Source organism: Amycolatopsis sp. MtRt-6 (assembly GCF_017308975.1).
GTDB lineage: Bacteria > Actinomycetota > Actinomycetes > Mycobacteriales > Pseudonocardiaceae > Amycolatopsis.
Genome location: NZ_JADWPD010000022.1, coordinates 41,980 through 56,381 on the forward strand (window position 1 = coordinate 41,980; position 14,402 = coordinate 56,381).

Consider the following 14,402-nt stretch of genomic DNA (forward strand, 5'->3'; position numbering starts at 1 on the left):
GCCGTCCCCCGCGTCCGGCTACTCCCCCGTGCCGCCGTCGATCGACTCGCGGATCAGGTCGGCGTGGCCGTTGTGCCGGCAGTACTCCTCGACCATGTGGACCAGGATCCAGCGCAGGCTCGGCGTGCTGCCGTCACGCAGGGGGCGCCGGGCCCGCTGCGACAGGTCGCCGTTCGCTTCGGTCATCGCCGCCCGCGAGCGCTTGACGGCGTCCTCCCAGAGGGCCACCAGCTGTTCCGGCGTGTCGTCGGCGGCGGAGTCCCAGTCCCAGTCGGGAGTGGTCGTCCAGTCGACCGCGTCGAACGGAGCCATCCGGTCACGGCCCAGCAGCACGTGGGAAAACCAGTGGTCCTCCACGTAGGCCAGGTGCTTGAGCAGCCCGCCGAGCGTCATCGTGGACGGCGGGTGCGTCGCGCGCAGGCCCGCGCTGTCCAGTCCGGCGCACTTCCAGGCCACGGTCGCGCGGTGGAAGTCCAGGAAGCCGAGGAGGGTGGCGGTTTCGTCACCGTCGAGGGGCGGCTCGGGCCGGCCCTGTTCGTCCACAGTGGTCATGACGCCGACGCTGTCAGCGGGCGGACGTCCCAGATCCACACGCCGCCCACGAACTCCGCCGGCTTCCGCAGCAGCAGCTCCACAGTGGACTTCAGGGCTTCCTGGTTCTGCCGCGGCCCGACCACGAGCACGCTCGCCTTCCAGGTCCGCAGGTCCGCGAGCGCCTGGGTGCGGTCGTATTCGGTGACCTCCGCCGCCTGCCCGGTGCGCTCCACCTCCGCGAACAGGTCCGACGTCGGCAGCGGGACGGCACCGTAGCGGCCGCGGCGGTCGTCCGGCGACGTCGGGCCGACGAAGTAGCCCTCCGGCATCGGGTAGCCGAGGCCCGCGTCGACCTGCCAGTGCAGCGGCTCGGCCTCCCCGGTGCTCGGCAGCGGCACCGGCACCAGCGAACCGCCGGGGGCGACGTACTGGCGCCAGATCCCGTCGGCGAAGAACGGCGGCGAAAGGGGCCGCTGGTGCGTCACCAGCTCCGTCGGCGCGATCGGCAGCAGCACCGCCACGACCGCGCCGGTCCAGATCATCTTCAGGGGGAACCGTTGCTTGCCGTCGAGGGGTTCCGGTTGCTCGGCGGCCGCGGTCCAGACGCGGTGCGTCGCGATCGCCAGGAGCGCGCCCACCACCGGGATGCAGCCCATCGCGAGGCGGGATTCGATCAGCGAGTCGAGCAGCGGCAGCTGGCCCAGCCACTTCCACGGACCGGCGATGCCGGTTTTCTCGTGCGCCACCGTGATCTCGATACCGAGCGACAGCAGGGCCATCACGTACATCGTGATCGCGAGCGCCCGCGAAACGACGTCACGCCACAGCCAGATCGTCAGCATCACCATGAGCGCGATCAGCGGCCAGCCGAAGAACGCGTTCTCCTCGGTGCGGTTCATCGACACGTCCGCGGCCGCTTCGGGCACGCCGGCGACCGACTGCGTCGCGAAGCGCGTGAACGCCGCCGTGTCGTTGCCCGCCGAACCGTGCAGCAGCGAGTGGAAGCTCTGCGGGCCGAAGAACTGCCAGTACAACGGGAACCCGGTGATCAGCAGGGCGATGACCGCGCCGATCCCGATGCCCTTGCCCAGCGGGGCCAGCATCCCGCGGATCTCCGCGCGGTGCGGGATCAGGTAGGCGATCGCGAACACGAGGAAGGTGATGGCGAAGATGGCGAGCGGCTCTTCGCCGAGCAGGATCTGCCAGGCGACGAGCAGCCCGAGCACGATGCCGTTGCGCACCGGGCGTTCGCCGCGCGCGACCTGGATCGTCTTGAGCGCGATGAACGGCAGGACGAACAGCACGACGAAGTTCGGGTGCGCGTTGCCGTGCGAGATCATCGGCGGCGCGAACCCGCAGAACGCGCCGCCGATCGCGGCCGCCGTCCGGTTCGGCACCAGGTGGCGGGAGAACACCCAGTACCAGCCGATCGCGGTGCCGGCGAGGCCGGCGGTGAGCACGATCGCCCAGGTGAGCGTGGCGCCGAAGGTCAGCGTGAGGGGCGCGAGCGGGATGTTCAGGCCGAACATCGCCGCGTTCGCCGCCATGTTGACGCCGAGCGGGTAGTTCTGCAGGTCCGTCGTGAACGGGTTCTCGAAGTGCAGGACGGACTTCGCGACGACCGTCGCGTACCACTCCCACTGGCTCTGGTCGGCCCCGCCGTTCCAGAGGTAGCCGCGCTTGAGGTCGAACCACAGCCCGTTGTAGAGCAGGATCGTGAAGAGCAGGAACCCGCCGGCGATGGCGGAGTCCTGCCACGCCCAGCGCTTCGGGCCGTCCGGCGGTTCGGGAGCCGGCGGCACCAGCTCGGGGACGGCTTCGGACTTCAAGCTCACGGTTCGACCACCCTGGCGAGGAAGTAGAGCGCCCCGGTACCGGCGTGCCGGACCAGCAGCAGGAACGGCCGGTCCACCGTGACGGCGACCGGTTCGGCGATCATCATCGAGGTCAGGCGCATCACCAGCGCGGTGGCCGCGGCCCCCTCGAAGCCTTGTTCGTCGACGCGCAGCACGGCCTGGTGCAGCACCTCCGACACGGTCAGCCGCGGATCCGGCGAGAGCCCGGTCAGGTCGGCGTCGTCGGTGAACAGCGTGCGCACGCCGAGGCCGCGCAGCACGCCGGTCAGCGCGCTGGGGACGTCGAGCGAGATCTTCGGCAGTGCGAGCTCGACCGGCTTGAAGCTGATCTCGCCGAGCAGGTTCGTCAGGCTTGCCTGGTCGAGCCGGCTTTCCGCCTCGGCGAGGTCGTCGTCGGGCAGCAGCACGACGGCCTGCAGGCCCCCGGCCGCGGCCAGCTGCACGGCCTGCCAGCCGCCGGCGTGCGCGTACCCGAGTTTTTCGCTGAGCCACATGGTCGGCACGTCCCGCGTGCCGGAGGGCGCGTGGAACGGCGCGTCCGAGGTGTTGGCCTCGCGGAACGGCAGCTTCCAGGCGGCTTTGAGGTAAAGCGCGTTGACGAGCACGGCGGCGACGTCGGAGTCGATCGAACCGGGCGGCAGCAGCTGCGGGATCAGCCCGCGCGTGGTCCGCCCGACGTCGTCGTTGATCAGCGCGCGAGCGGCTTCGGGCTCCTTTTCGAAGGGCGCGCTCGCGACGGCGGCCCCGGGCCACTCGGCGAGCGCGGTCTTGAAGGAGTCTTCGAGCGGGAGCCGGTCGTCGGCCCACAGCGTGTTGGCGACGGCCAGCTCGGCTTCGTCTTCGGCCGGCTCGGCGGCCTCCCGCAGCAGAGCGGTCTGCTCATCGGGGTCACCGAGCAGGGCGACGAGCTCGTCGCGCGTGCGCCCCCGTGCGGCGCGTGCGGCGAGAGTCAGCGCACTGGCCACCGAATACGGCGAAAAGCAGGTGTTCCCGCCCTCGGCACCGAGGGCCGCGTGGACGGCGAGGGCGAACCGGAGGTGGCTGTCCGTGGCCATGCGGGCGAGACTACCGGAACGCCCACCCCCACCGGCCGCCCACGCGCAACTCCACCCAAGGATGACAAAACTCGCGAAATTTTCGCGAGTACCGCCGTGCGCCCAGAGGCATCACCCGTGATTGAGCGGGCATCACGTGTGATTGAGCGGGCATCACCCCGATGCCCCGCCAATCACACGTGATGCCCTTCCAGACACGGGTGATGCCTCTCCGATCACGGGTGATGCCCCTTCGAGCACGTCAGCGGTGGTGGCGGGTGACGTGCCAGGAGTACCAGGCGTGGGCCTGGGCGTCGGTGAGGGAGGCGACCTGGTCGACGACCACGCGGAGTAGGCCGGCGTCGTCGGCGGCCGCGTTCCAGGCCGGGACGAACAGCGGGTCGAGGGACTCCGGGGCCCGGCGGGCCAGGGCGTGGACCAGCTCGGCCAGCAGCTCGCGCTGGCCCTCCTGCATCGCCAGCCGGCGGCGGTCGCTCATCACGTACCGCAGGGCCAGTGCCTTCAGCAACGCCACCTCCGCCGCCACCTGCTCCGGGACGCACAGGTTCGCGCCGTAACGCACCAGCGGTCCCTCGCCGAACTTCTCGCGCGTGCCGGTGACCGCCGCCGTCGTGAAGCGGCCGACCAGCTCGCTCGTCAGCCGTTTCAACGCGACCTGGGCGCCCGGTGACCCGTCCGGCTCGGCCGACGCCAGTGCCGCCACCACCGGCAGCGCCAGCAGTTCCGCCGCCGCATGCTCCAAAGTGGACACCGACTGCGCCGAAAAGTGCTTGGCGGCGGCCTCGGCGACGGCCGCGCGCTCGTCCGGGTGGGCGAGCACGCGCAGCTTGATCCGGCCGGCCAGCACGCCGTCCTCGACGTCGTGCACCGAGTACGCGACGTCGTCCGCCCAGTCCATGATCTGCGCTTCCAGGCACCGCTGCCCCTCCGGCGCCCCCGCGCGGAACCACTCGAACACTCCGGCGTCGTCGCCGTACACGCCGTACTTCACCTGACCCGGCCGGCGCGGCCACGGGTACTTCGTGGTCGCGTCCAGGCACGCGCGGGTCAGGTTCAGCCCCACCGGGTCGCCCTCGGCGGACAGCAGCTTGGGCTCCAGCCGGGTGAGGATGCGCAACGTCTGCGCGTTGCCCTCGAACCCGCCGCACCCGCCGGCCACCTCGTCGAGCGCGCGCTCGCCGTTGTGCCCGAACGGCGGGTGCCCGATGTCGTGCGCCAGGCCCGCGGTGTCCACCAGGTCCGGGTCGGCGCCCAGCTCCTCGGCGATGCCGCGGCCGATCTGGGCGACCTCCAGCGAGTGCGTCAGCCGGGTGCGCGGGACGCCGGTGACCTCGGCGCCCTCCCCCGGCCCGACGACCTGGGTCTTGCCGGCCAGCCGCCGCAGCGCGGCGGAGTGCAGCACCCGGGCGCGGTCGCGGGAGAACGCGCTGCGCCCGTCCGCCCGGGCGCCGGGCAGCGCCGCGCCCTTGGCCGGCTCCGGCAGCAGGCGGGCGGTGTCGTGCTCGGTGTAGTCCACGTGACCAGCGTAAAGGCGACCACCGACAAAAAGCTCAACCCAGGAAGGTGGCGAACAGGTCGTCCGCCGGTGTCTTCGTCAGCCGGTAGTACAGCAGCGCGCCGGTCTCGCGGACGATGTACCGCACCTGGGTGACGCGCTCCTGGACGATCGGCCCGCTGTGCGTCGGCGCCGTCCAGGCGTCGAGCCCGAGGTCGTCGGCCATGGTCCGGGCGCGGAAGGAGTGCCACGGGTCGCTGACCAGCACCGCCGTCCGCCAGCCGCGGGCCTCGACCTGCTGGGCGACCGCGCGCAGGCTCCGCAGCGTGTCGCTGCCTTCGCCGACGGCGAGCGTCGCCGACGCCGGCACGCCGCGCCGGGTCAGCCAGAGCTGGCCGGCCCTGGCCTCGGTGAAGTTGTCCTCGGCCTTCTTCCCGCCCGCGGTGACGATCGTCTTCGCGACACCCGTGTCGTACAGCTGCTTGGCCTTCGCCAGCCGCGCCGCGTAGATGTCCGACGGCTTGCCGTTGTACTGGGCCGCCCCCAGCACCACGATGACGTCGGCGGGGGTCCGGTCGTTCTCGCGGGCGACCTGCCAGACGCGGAACGCGGTGCCGCCGACGAGCGCCAGCAGCACCAGGACCGTGCCGAGCGCGATCCGGCGCGCCCAGCTCGCGAGCGACGGTTTGCTGCGTTCAGCGGTACCCACCCGGCCCATTCTTTCAGAGGCGGTTCAGAGCCAGCCACGCTCCTCCGCGACGCGCACCGCTTCGGCCCGCGTCCGGGCGCCGGTCTTGCCGATCGCGGCGGACAGGTGGTTGCGGACGGTGCCCTCCGAGAGGTGCAGGGCGCGCGCCACGTCGGCCACCGTGCTGCCGTCCCTGGCCTCCCGCAGCACGTCCCGCTCCCGCCCGGTGAGCGGGCTGACACCGGTGGCGAGGGACTCCGCGGCCAGCGCCGGGTCGACCACGCGCAGTCCACTGTGGACCCGGCGGACGGCTTCGACGAGCTGCTCCGGTGGCGCGTCCTTGACGACGAACCCGGCCGCGCCCGCCGCCATCGCGCGGGCGAGGTAGCCGGGACGGCCGAACGTCGTGCAGATGATCACCCGGCACGACGGCAGCGCGGCCCGCAGCTCGGCCGCCGCTGCCAGGCCGTCCTTGCCCGGCATCTGGACGTCGAGCAGGGCGACGTCCGGCTTGGCCGCCCGCGCGGCGGCGACCACCTCGTCGCCGGAGCCGACCTGCCCGACCACTTCGATGTCGTTCTCGAGGCCCAGCACGGTGGCCAGCGCCCCGCGGACCATGGCCTGGTCGTCGGCCAGCAGCACCCGGATCAAGCGAGTCCTCCCGCGGGTTCGGCGCGCACGGCCGGGGTGGCCGGGCTCGGGTCGGGTCGCGGGACCTCCACCCGCACGAGCAATCCTCCCCCGGCCCGGACCGACGTCGTCAGCGTGCCCCCGACCGCGGCCAGCCGTTCGGAGAGCCCGCGCAGGCCGTTGCCCGCGACGACGCCGGTGGCGGTGCCGTCGTCCTCGATCTCCAGCCAGGTGCCGCCCAGCCGCACGCGCACCCGCTTGGCCCCGGAATGCCGCAGCACGTTCGTGACGGCTTCGCGCAGCACGTAGCCGAAGGCGTTCTGGAACTCCGGCCGGACGTTGTCGACGGCGTGCGGCAGGTCGGCGTCGATCTCCGCGGCCCGCAGCGCCGCCCGGGCACCCACGAGCTCCACCGACAGCGACACCTCGCGGTTCGCCGACACGGTCGCGCGGACGTCGGAAAGCGCGCTGCGGGTGAGGCCTTCGACCGCCCGGATCTCCTCGACCGCGCGCGGGATGTCACCGGCGCTCTCCAGCACCCGCCGCGCCAGCCCGGCCTTGACGGTGATCGTGGTGAGGCTGTGCCCGAGCAGGTCGTGCAGGTCGCGGGCCAGGCGCTCCCGCTCGTTCGCCACGGCGAGCGTGGCGATCTCCTCGTTCGCGCGTTCCAGCCGCCGGATCGCGCGGACGAGGTTGCCCATGAAGAACATCGCCAGCGTCACCGAGGCGACCGTGATGAGGTCGCCGTAGTCCTCGAGGAACCGGCCCTCCGCCAGCAGGATCACCACCCCGGCCAGCACCGCGGTCACGTCGATGATCACCGCCCAGGCGGGCGCCACCAGGAACACCACCACCGCCGTGCCGTAGAGCAGGACGAACGCGCTCGCGCTGGTCGTCGCCAGGGTGGCGAGCCCGAGGACGTTCATCCCGATCCCGAAGGCCAGCCGCTCCCGGCGTTCCCGGCCGGAGAAGAGCGGGAACGCCAGGTAGCACAGCGAATACGCGTAGATCACCACGCCGGTGACCACGGCCTCGACCGTGACACCGGGCCCGGCCAGCAGCGACCGGGTGACCGGCACGAGGAACGGCAGCAGGAACGCCAGGGCGACGATCGGCCACCGCCAGCTGTGCGGGCCGCGGCGCTTCGGATCGTCCTGCGGGTCTCCCCACCACGTTTCCCGGTTGTCCAGCCCGAACCTGCGCTTCGCCATCGCCGTCCTCGCCCTTCCCCGGCCCTCAGACGCGGGCGCTGTCCTTACGGTAACGCCTGATCACCAGTGCTCCGAGCACGACGGTCCACGCGCCGAGCACCGCCACCGCCGTCGGCAGCGAGACCACCATGTCGCTGGTCACGGCGGGTCGCGCCACCTGCAGCACCCAGTAGGTCGGCATGATCTGGGCGACGTCGTGCATCCAGGTGGGCATGCCCTCCAGCGGGATCCACAGGCCGCCGAGGAAGCCCATGCCGAGGGTGACGATCATGCTGATCGGCTGCATCGAGTCCGGGGTGCCGAACTGGCCGATGAGCAGGCCGAGCAGCACCAGCGGGAGCGTGCCGAGCCAGATGCCGGCCAGGATCCGGACCCAGCCGGCCGCGTCCAGGTGCACGCCCTCGACGGTCACGGCCAGCACCGGCACGAGGATCAGCGCGGGGAGCCCGACGAGCATCCCGGACAGGGTCTTGCCGCCGAGGTAGCCGAACCCGGTCAGCGGGGTCAGCCGCAGCTGCCGCTGCCAGCCGAGCGCCCGTTCGAGCGCGAGCCTGCCGCCGCTGGTGTTGGCGGCGGCGAACGTCCCGAACGTCATCATGTTGATCATGAGCACGGCCGCGATCTCGGCGTGGTGCGGATCGCTCGTCTTCGTGAAGACGTTGGCCTGCAACAGGAACATCAGCACCGGGAAGGCCACGACGAAGACCAGGAAGCGCGGCGCCCGGAAGTTCCGGCGGATCTCGGTGAGCAGGTAGGTGGCGTTCATCGGACGGGCTCCGCGGTGTCGTCGGCGGTCAGGGACAGGAAGGCGCCTTCGAGGCCGACTGCGCCGATTTCGACGTCGTGCACGGCCGGCACGGCGGCCTTGAGCGCCCAGAGCGTGGCGTCGGAGTCGGTGCTGGAGATGGCGACGCGGTCGCCGCGCAGCTCGAACTCCTTGACGCCGGGCAGCGCCGCGATGACCGCGTCGGTGGCGCCCGGGACGGCGGCGCGCAGCGTGCGGCCGCCGGCCAGCGCGCGGACTTCGGCGACGCTGCCGTCGGCGACGATCCGGCCGCGGCGCATCAGCACCACCCGGTCGGCGAACTCCTCGGCTTCTTCGAGGTAGTGCGTGGCGAACAGGACCGTGCGGCCGGACTCGGTGAACGAGTACATAGACTGCCAGAACTCGCGCCGGGTGCCGACGTCCATCGCCGCGGTGGGCTCGTCCAGGATGAGCAGGTCGGGGTTGCTGACCAGGGCGACGGCGAAGCGCACGCGCTGCTTCTGCCCGCCGGAGAGCTTGTTGGCGCGGCGGCCGGCCAGCTCCTCGATCCCGGCGGCGCGCAGGGCCCCGGCCACCGGCATCGGCCGGTGGTGCAGCGCCGCGACCATGCCGACGGTCTCCCCGACGGTCAGGTCGTCCATCAGGGCGCCGCCCTGCAGCATCGCGCCGATCAGGCCGGCGCGGACGGCGTCGATCGGCGTGCGCCCGAACACGCGCACTTCGCCGGTGTCGGGCGTGGTCAGGCCGAGGATCATGTCGACGGTGGTGGACTTGCCGGCGCCGTTGGGGCCGAGCAGGGCGACCACTTCGCCCGGGGCGATCGTCAGGTCGACGCCGTCGACCGCGTGGACTTCGCCGTAGTGCTTGCGCAGGCCGGTGAGGTGGACCGCGGCCCCCGCCGCCACCGCCTGGGTGTCTGCTTCTCGCATGCCCCCAGGCTGCCGCCGGGAAGGCCCGGGTCCCCAGACCGTGCGTCACGACCTGGCCGTGACAGGTGTCAGGGGTACCCGGCCCGCAAGCGCCCCAATGTGGCCTTGGTTGCGTCCAACGCACCCAATGTGGCCTTCGGTGCGTTCAACGCACCGAAGGCCACATTGGGGCGCTCGAAAGCCCGGATGGGTCAGCAGCCGATGAGGCGGCCGGCCAGGTAGGACTCCAGCTGGTCGATCGCGACCCGCTCCTGCGCCATGCTGTCGCGGTCGCGGACCGTGACGGCGTTGTCGTCGAGGCTGTCGAAGTCGACCGTCACGCAGTACGGCGTGCCGATCTCCTCGTGGCGGCGGTAGCGCTTGCCGATCGAGCCGGCGTCGTCGAAGTCGACGTTCCAGTGCTTGCGCAGCAGCTCGGCGACGGCCTTCGCCTTCGGCGTGAGGTCGGCGTTGCGCGACAGCGGCAGCACCGCGGCCTTGAACGGCGCCAGCCGCGGGTCGAGCTGCAGCACCACGCGGGTGTCGGTGCCGCCCTTGGCGTTCGGCACCTCCTCCTCGACGTAGGAATCGATCAGGAACGCCATCATCGACCGGCCGACACCGGCCGCCGGCTCGATGACGAACGGGCGGTACCGCTGCTTCGACGTCGGGTCGAAGTACGACAGGTCCTGACCCGAGTGGTTCGAGTGCGTGGTCAGGTCGAAGTCGGTGCGGTTGGCGATGCCTTCCAGCTCGCCCCATTCCTGGCCCGCGTTGAACGCGAAGCGGTACTCGATGTCGACGGTGCGCTTCGCGTAGTGCGAGAGCTTTTCCTTCGGGTGCTCGAAGTGGCGCAGGTTCTCCGCCTTGATGCCGAGGTCGGTGTACCACTTGGTGCGCTCGTCGATCCAGTACTGGTGCCAGGTCTCGTCTTCACCCGGCTCGACGAAGAACTCCATCTCCATCTGCTCGAACTCGCGCGTCCGGAAGATGAAGTTGCCCGGCGTGATCTCGTTGCGGAAGGACTTGCCGATCTGGCCGATGCCGAACGGCGGCTTCATCCGCGACGTCGTCTGGACGTTCGAGAAGTTGACGAAGATGCCCTGCGCGGTCTCCGGGCGGAGGTAGTGCAGGCCCTCTTCGGTCTCCACCGGGCCGAGGTGGGTCTTCAGCATCATGTTGAAGTCCCGCGGCGCGGTGTACTTGCCGCGCGTGCCGCAGTTCGGGCAGGGCACGTCGGACAGGTCGTCCTCGGTGGTCTGCTTGCCGCTGCGCGCCTCGTACTCCTCGGCGAGCTGGTCGGCGCGGAACCGCTTGTGGCACGACAGGCACTCGATCAGCGGGTCGGTGAACACGTTGACGTGCCCCGAGGCCACCCACACCTGGCGCGGCAGGATCACCGAGGAGTCGAGGCCGACGACGTCGTCGCGGCCCTGCACGACGGTCTTCCACCACTGGCGCTTGATGTTGTCCTTGAGCTCGACCCCGAGCGGCCCGTAGTCCCACGCAGAGCGGGTGCCGCCGTAGATCTCTCCGCTGGCGAAGACGAAACCACGGCGCTTGCACAGGCTGATGATCTTCTCAATGGTGTTCGTGGGCACTCCACGCTCCGAAAAGCTTGCGGGGACGGTTCAGGACTGAACGTCCAGGGTATCCGCCGGGGCCCACCGCTTTTCGCGCAGGTGAGCCTACGGCCGCGACACCAGCGACGCCGTCACGACGCGGTTGTCCTCGTACCCCTCGCTGCCGCCGACGTACTCGCCGCCGCAGGTGACGAGCAGCAGCTTGTGCGGCCCGTCCGGGTCGAACAGCTGCTCCGACCGGCCGGCGAGGTCCGTCTTGTGGATGGTTTCCGTCGCCTCGACGCGGTAGACCCACGCCCCGCCCGCGGCGTCGGTCAGCTTGACCTCCTGCCCCTGCTTGACCTGCCAGAGCTCGTTGAACGGACCCTTCTTGCCCTTCCAGTTCACGTGCCCGGACAGGAGCGCGACGCCGCGGTCGGCGCCCAGCTTCGCGCCCCACCAGGCGGCCTCGTCGAGCCCCTCCGGGATCTTCAGCGCCCCCGCGGCGTCCAGGTCCTCCTGGATCAGCTTCGCGGTGCCGCCGCCGGGCAGGGACAGCTGTGCCGGCACCTTGCCGGTGTCCGCCGGGGTGCCCTGCGGGGCCGGCTGGTTCGCGGCGGTTCCGGGCGCACCGGTGCCGTTCGCGACGGCGGGTTCATCCTTTCCGGTGAACACGAGCAGGGTCGCGACGAGGGCCGCGACCACGAAGGCCCCGGCGACGCCGACGATCCACCAACGGCCGGAGCCCTTCTTCGGCTCCGCCGGGTTCCGCTCCTGCATGGGCTTGCGCTCCTTCGCTGTCGTGGGCAGTGCGCGGAAGGCATGCCGCGAAGGGCGCGTCAGGTTGCAGCGAACTCGATCAGCCGGTGGGGCGCGTCACCAGCGTGGCCGTGACCAGGCGGTTCTCGTCGTACCCTTCGGTGCCGCCGACGTAGTCGCCACCGCAGGTCACCAGCACCAGCCGGTGCGGGCCGTCCTGCCCGAACCACCGCGCGGCCTGGGCCGGCAACGTCTCCTTCGGCAGCGTGACGATGTCGTCGACGCGGTAGACCCACCGGCCGCCGCGCGCGTCGACGACGCTGACCTGGTCGCCGTCGCGCATGCGCCACAGCTCGTCGAACGGCCCGCGCCTGCCCTCCCAGTTCACGTGCCCGGACAGCAGGGCCGCCCCCTGGGCCGCCCCCAGCTTGGCACCCCACCAGGCGGCGTCGTCGAGGCCGCGCGGGATCGGCAGCACCCCGGTGTCGGTCAGTTCGGTGCGGACCAGGCGGGCGGTGCCGCCGTCCGGCAGCCGGACCGTGCCCGGCCGCTGCTGCGTGGCGGTCTCGCTGTCCGCCGGCAGCACGGCCGGGGCCGCGTTCTCCCCCGGCAGCGTGCCGGGCGGGGGTGCCGCCACCCCCGGCGTCGCGGCCGGCGGCAGCCAGGTCAGCACCACGATCCCGGCCGCGAAGGCGGCCACGGCCAGCGCCGCCGAGACGGCGGCCAGCGCGGTCCGCAGCACTCAGTCCGCCCCGGTCCCGCGCCGCCTGCCCAGCAGCAGGGCGACCGCGGCGAAGAACACCCCGCCGAAGAGCAGGCCGATGCCGAGCGGGACGCGGGAGCCGTCACCGCCGGTGTCGGGCGCGGCCGCGCCGAGGTAACCGGCCGGAACCTGCGTCGGCACCGCGGGCTGGGTGGCGTTCGCGCCGCCCGCCGGGCCACCGGCCTTCGCGACGAAGCCCTTCGGGATCGAGCAACTGACCCCGCCGAGCACGATGTTCGTCTTCACGTCCTGCAGCGCGGCGCCGCCGGCGTCCTTCACGTGGGTGGTGATCTCCACCCGCCAGCCGGCGACGGCGGTGAAGTCGCCCCCGCGCCAGCCGTCCTGGCGGATCAGCTGGTCGAAGGCGGCGACGCGGGTCAGCTTGAGATCGGAGACCGTGGTCGCCCGGTCGGCGTTCGCGATGTCGCCGGGCGGGCCGAGCCGCAGGTTCGTGAGCTGCAGGCCGGCGTTGCCGCCGGGCATCGGGACGATGCCGAGCCCGCCGCCGGCCTGGCGCACCCACAGCCGTGTCACCGACGTGGTCGACGCCAGCTTCGCCGGGCTGGTGCAGTCCACCGACGTCTTGGCGCCCTCGAGCACGAGCACGGTGTTGTCGGCCGGCTTGGTGCCGCCCTGCCAGGTGTCCCGCAGCGCGTAGTTCGTCTCGGCGGTGGCGGTGGGCACGGTGGTGGTCTGCAGCGCGGCGAAGACGTTGTGGTCACGGCTCGCGACGCCCGGCGGGTACGGGTTCTGGGACGCGCTGTACCGGCCGAGGGCGATCTGGTAGTGCCCGCCGAAGGTGGCGCGTTCGCCGTCGTCCTTGGGGACCGAGACGCGGTCCGCGGCGAGCTTCGACTGGCCGGGCAGCAGCGGCGATCGTTGCGTTTCGGTGATCAGGGCACCGCCGCGCTGGCCCTCGTCGCCGATCCGCACCGACGCGATGTTCGCGAACGACACCGGGCCGGTCCGCTCGTCGACCGCCTGGGTCTGCGCACCGGCGACACCCACGCCGACCAGCGGAAACACCGCGGCCACCAGGGCGGCTGCCTTTGTCACGAAACGCGTCATGTCTCCCCACTGCTTCGCTCGGGCGGGTCTCCGGCGTCCGAGAAACGGCGAAACGCCCCGCGACAACCTTGCACCGTCGGCCACGACATGCGAAGCCGCAGGGCCAATATCCCACGAACTCACCCGTTCGGGGTAATACGACCAGCCGTACCCCGCAGCTCGACGCCGCGGCGGGGGTCCCGGACGGGGGAACACTAGGATAGGCGGGACCGTTATCGGCAATGACTACGGAATTCATGGTCGCGGGCAGCGTGGAGGCGGGAATGGCGACGGTCACCGGGAGTGGCGCCCAGCCGGGGCTCGCGGACTGCGCCCCGGCGGCCGAAGCGGCTCCGGCCCACCCCCCGCAGTCGGTGCTGACCGACGCGGGCGACCTGCTGCGCGCGCTGGCGGCCCCGGTCCGGATCGCGATCGTACTGCAGCTGCGGGCGGCCGACAGGTGTGTGCACGAGCTGGTGGACGCGCTCGACGTCGCCCAGCCGCTGATCAGCCAGCACCTGCGGGTGCTGAAGACGGCCGGGGTGGTCCAGGGCGAGCGCCGCGGCCGCGAGGTCGTGTACCGCCTCGCCGACGACCACCTGGCCCATATCGTGGTCGACGCCGTCGCCCACGTGCAGGAAGGAAAGTGATGAACCCCGCCGCGTCGCGCGGCCAGGCCCCGGTGCCCGGCCGCCGATCCACCCGGCAGCGGGCCGCGGTCGTCGAACTGCTGAGCACGATCGACGACTTCCGTTCGGCCCAGGAACTGCACGACGAGCTGCGCAAACGCGGCGACGGCATCGGCTTGACGACGGTGTACCGCACGTTGCAGTCGCTGTCGGAGGCCGGCGAGATCGACGTGCTCCGCACGGATTCGGGCGAGGCGATCTACCGCCGTTGTTCGGCGCACCACCACCATCACCTGGTGTGCCGCATCTGCGGCCGCACGGTCGAGGTCGAGGGACCGGCGGTGGAACGCTGGGCGGAGAAGATCGCGGCCGAGCACGGCTTTTCGGAGATCTCCCACACGGTGGAGATCACCGGGACCTGCGCCGAGCACTGACCTCGCCGGCGGGGCGGACAGCCGGGCGGTCGGCCCGCGTACCCGGAGGGCCGGCCCGCGCACCC

The 14,402-nt window shown here is 71.9% G+C and carries 15 protein-coding genes; 2 read left to right on the forward strand and 13 right to left on the reverse strand.

Annotation, left to right across the window (positions count from 1 at the left end; all coding sequences use genetic code 11):
- Positions 1-18: 18 nt before the first annotated feature.
- The 13 genes from I4Q55_RS31430 to I4Q55_RS31490 form a co-directional block, all read right to left on the reverse strand.
- Positions 19-552 (reverse strand): DinB family protein, encoded by a 534-nt coding sequence (locus I4Q55_RS31430; RefSeq protein ID WP_206792889.1) that lies wholly within the window; start codon positions 550-552, stop codon positions 19-21.
- Entirely contained in the window at positions 549-2,369 is a 1,821-nt protein-coding gene (locus I4Q55_RS31435) for a glycosyl transferase (protein WP_374194501.1), read from the reverse strand. Before I4Q55_RS31435 ends, I4Q55_RS31430 begins: the two co-directional genes overlap by 4 nt.
- On the reverse strand, positions 2,366-3,445 hold the full coding sequence (locus I4Q55_RS31440; protein WP_206792891.1) for a serpin family protein: 1,080 nt from the start codon (positions 3,443-3,445) through the stop codon (positions 2,366-2,368). Before I4Q55_RS31440 ends, I4Q55_RS31435 begins: the two co-directional genes overlap by 4 nt.
- A gap of 241 nt (positions 3,446-3,686) precedes the next feature.
- Positions 3,687-4,961, reverse strand: coding sequence for a deoxyguanosinetriphosphate triphosphohydrolase (locus tag I4Q55_RS31445; protein WP_206792893.1), 1,275 nt, complete (start codon positions 4,959-4,961; stop codon positions 3,687-3,689).
- A gap of 34 nt (positions 4,962-4,995) precedes the next feature.
- A complete protein-coding gene (locus I4Q55_RS31450; RefSeq protein WP_206792895.1) occupies positions 4,996-5,649 on the reverse strand; it encodes a YdcF family protein in 654 nt (217 codons plus the stop codon).
- 24 nt (positions 5,650-5,673) lie between these two features.
- Positions 5,674-6,279 carry a response regulator gene (locus tag I4Q55_RS31455; RefSeq protein WP_206792898.1) on the reverse strand — a complete coding sequence of 202 codons (606 nt, stop codon included), beginning with the start codon at positions 6,277-6,279 and terminating at the stop codon, positions 5,674-5,676.
- Positions 6,276-7,469, reverse strand: coding sequence for a sensor histidine kinase (locus I4Q55_RS31460; protein WP_206792900.1), 1,194 nt, complete (start codon positions 7,467-7,469; stop codon positions 6,276-6,278). Before I4Q55_RS31460 ends, I4Q55_RS31455 begins: the two co-directional genes overlap by 4 nt.
- 25 nt (positions 7,470-7,494) lie before the next feature.
- Positions 7,495-8,235 carry an ABC transporter permease gene (locus tag I4Q55_RS31465; RefSeq protein ID WP_206792902.1) on the reverse strand — a complete coding sequence of 247 codons (741 nt, stop codon included), beginning with the start codon at positions 8,233-8,235 and terminating at the stop codon, positions 7,495-7,497.
- The gene (locus tag I4Q55_RS31470) at positions 8,232-9,164 is read right to left on the reverse strand and encodes an ABC transporter ATP-binding protein (RefSeq protein WP_206792905.1); all 933 of its coding nucleotides are present in this window, start codon (positions 9,162-9,164) and stop codon (positions 8,232-8,234) included. Before I4Q55_RS31470 ends, I4Q55_RS31465 begins: the two co-directional genes overlap by 4 nt.
- Positions 9,165-9,355: 191 nt before the next feature.
- Positions 9,356-10,744 (reverse strand): glycine--tRNA ligase, encoded by a 1,389-nt coding sequence (locus I4Q55_RS31475; RefSeq protein ID WP_206792907.1) that lies wholly within the window; start codon positions 10,742-10,744, stop codon positions 9,356-9,358.
- Positions 10,745-10,831: 87 nt separating this feature from the next.
- Positions 10,832-11,485: a class F sortase gene (locus I4Q55_RS31480; RefSeq protein WP_206792908.1), complete on the reverse strand. Its 654-nt coding sequence runs from the start codon at positions 11,483-11,485 to the stop codon at positions 10,832-10,834.
- Positions 11,486-11,564: 79 nt separating this feature from the next.
- Positions 11,565-12,206 (reverse strand): class F sortase, encoded by a 642-nt coding sequence (locus I4Q55_RS31485; RefSeq protein ID WP_206792910.1) that lies wholly within the window; start codon positions 12,204-12,206, stop codon positions 11,565-11,567.
- A complete protein-coding gene (locus I4Q55_RS31490) occupies positions 12,207-13,295 on the reverse strand; it encodes a hypothetical protein (RefSeq protein WP_206792912.1) in 1,089 nt (362 codons plus the stop codon).
- Between the two features lie 263 nt (positions 13,296-13,558).
- Between I4Q55_RS31490 and I4Q55_RS31495 the strand changes: the two genes are divergently transcribed.
- Both I4Q55_RS31495 and I4Q55_RS31500 read left to right on the forward strand, forming a co-directional pair.
- Positions 13,559-13,924, forward strand: coding sequence for a metalloregulator ArsR/SmtB family transcription factor (locus I4Q55_RS31495; RefSeq protein WP_206793130.1), 366 nt, complete (start codon positions 13,559-13,561; stop codon positions 13,922-13,924).
- Positions 13,924-14,337: a Fur family transcriptional regulator gene (locus I4Q55_RS31500; RefSeq protein ID WP_206792914.1), complete on the forward strand. Its 414-nt coding sequence runs from the start codon at positions 13,924-13,926 to the stop codon at positions 14,335-14,337. Before I4Q55_RS31495 ends, I4Q55_RS31500 begins: the two co-directional genes overlap by 1 nt.
- Positions 14,338-14,402 lie beyond the last annotated feature (65 nt).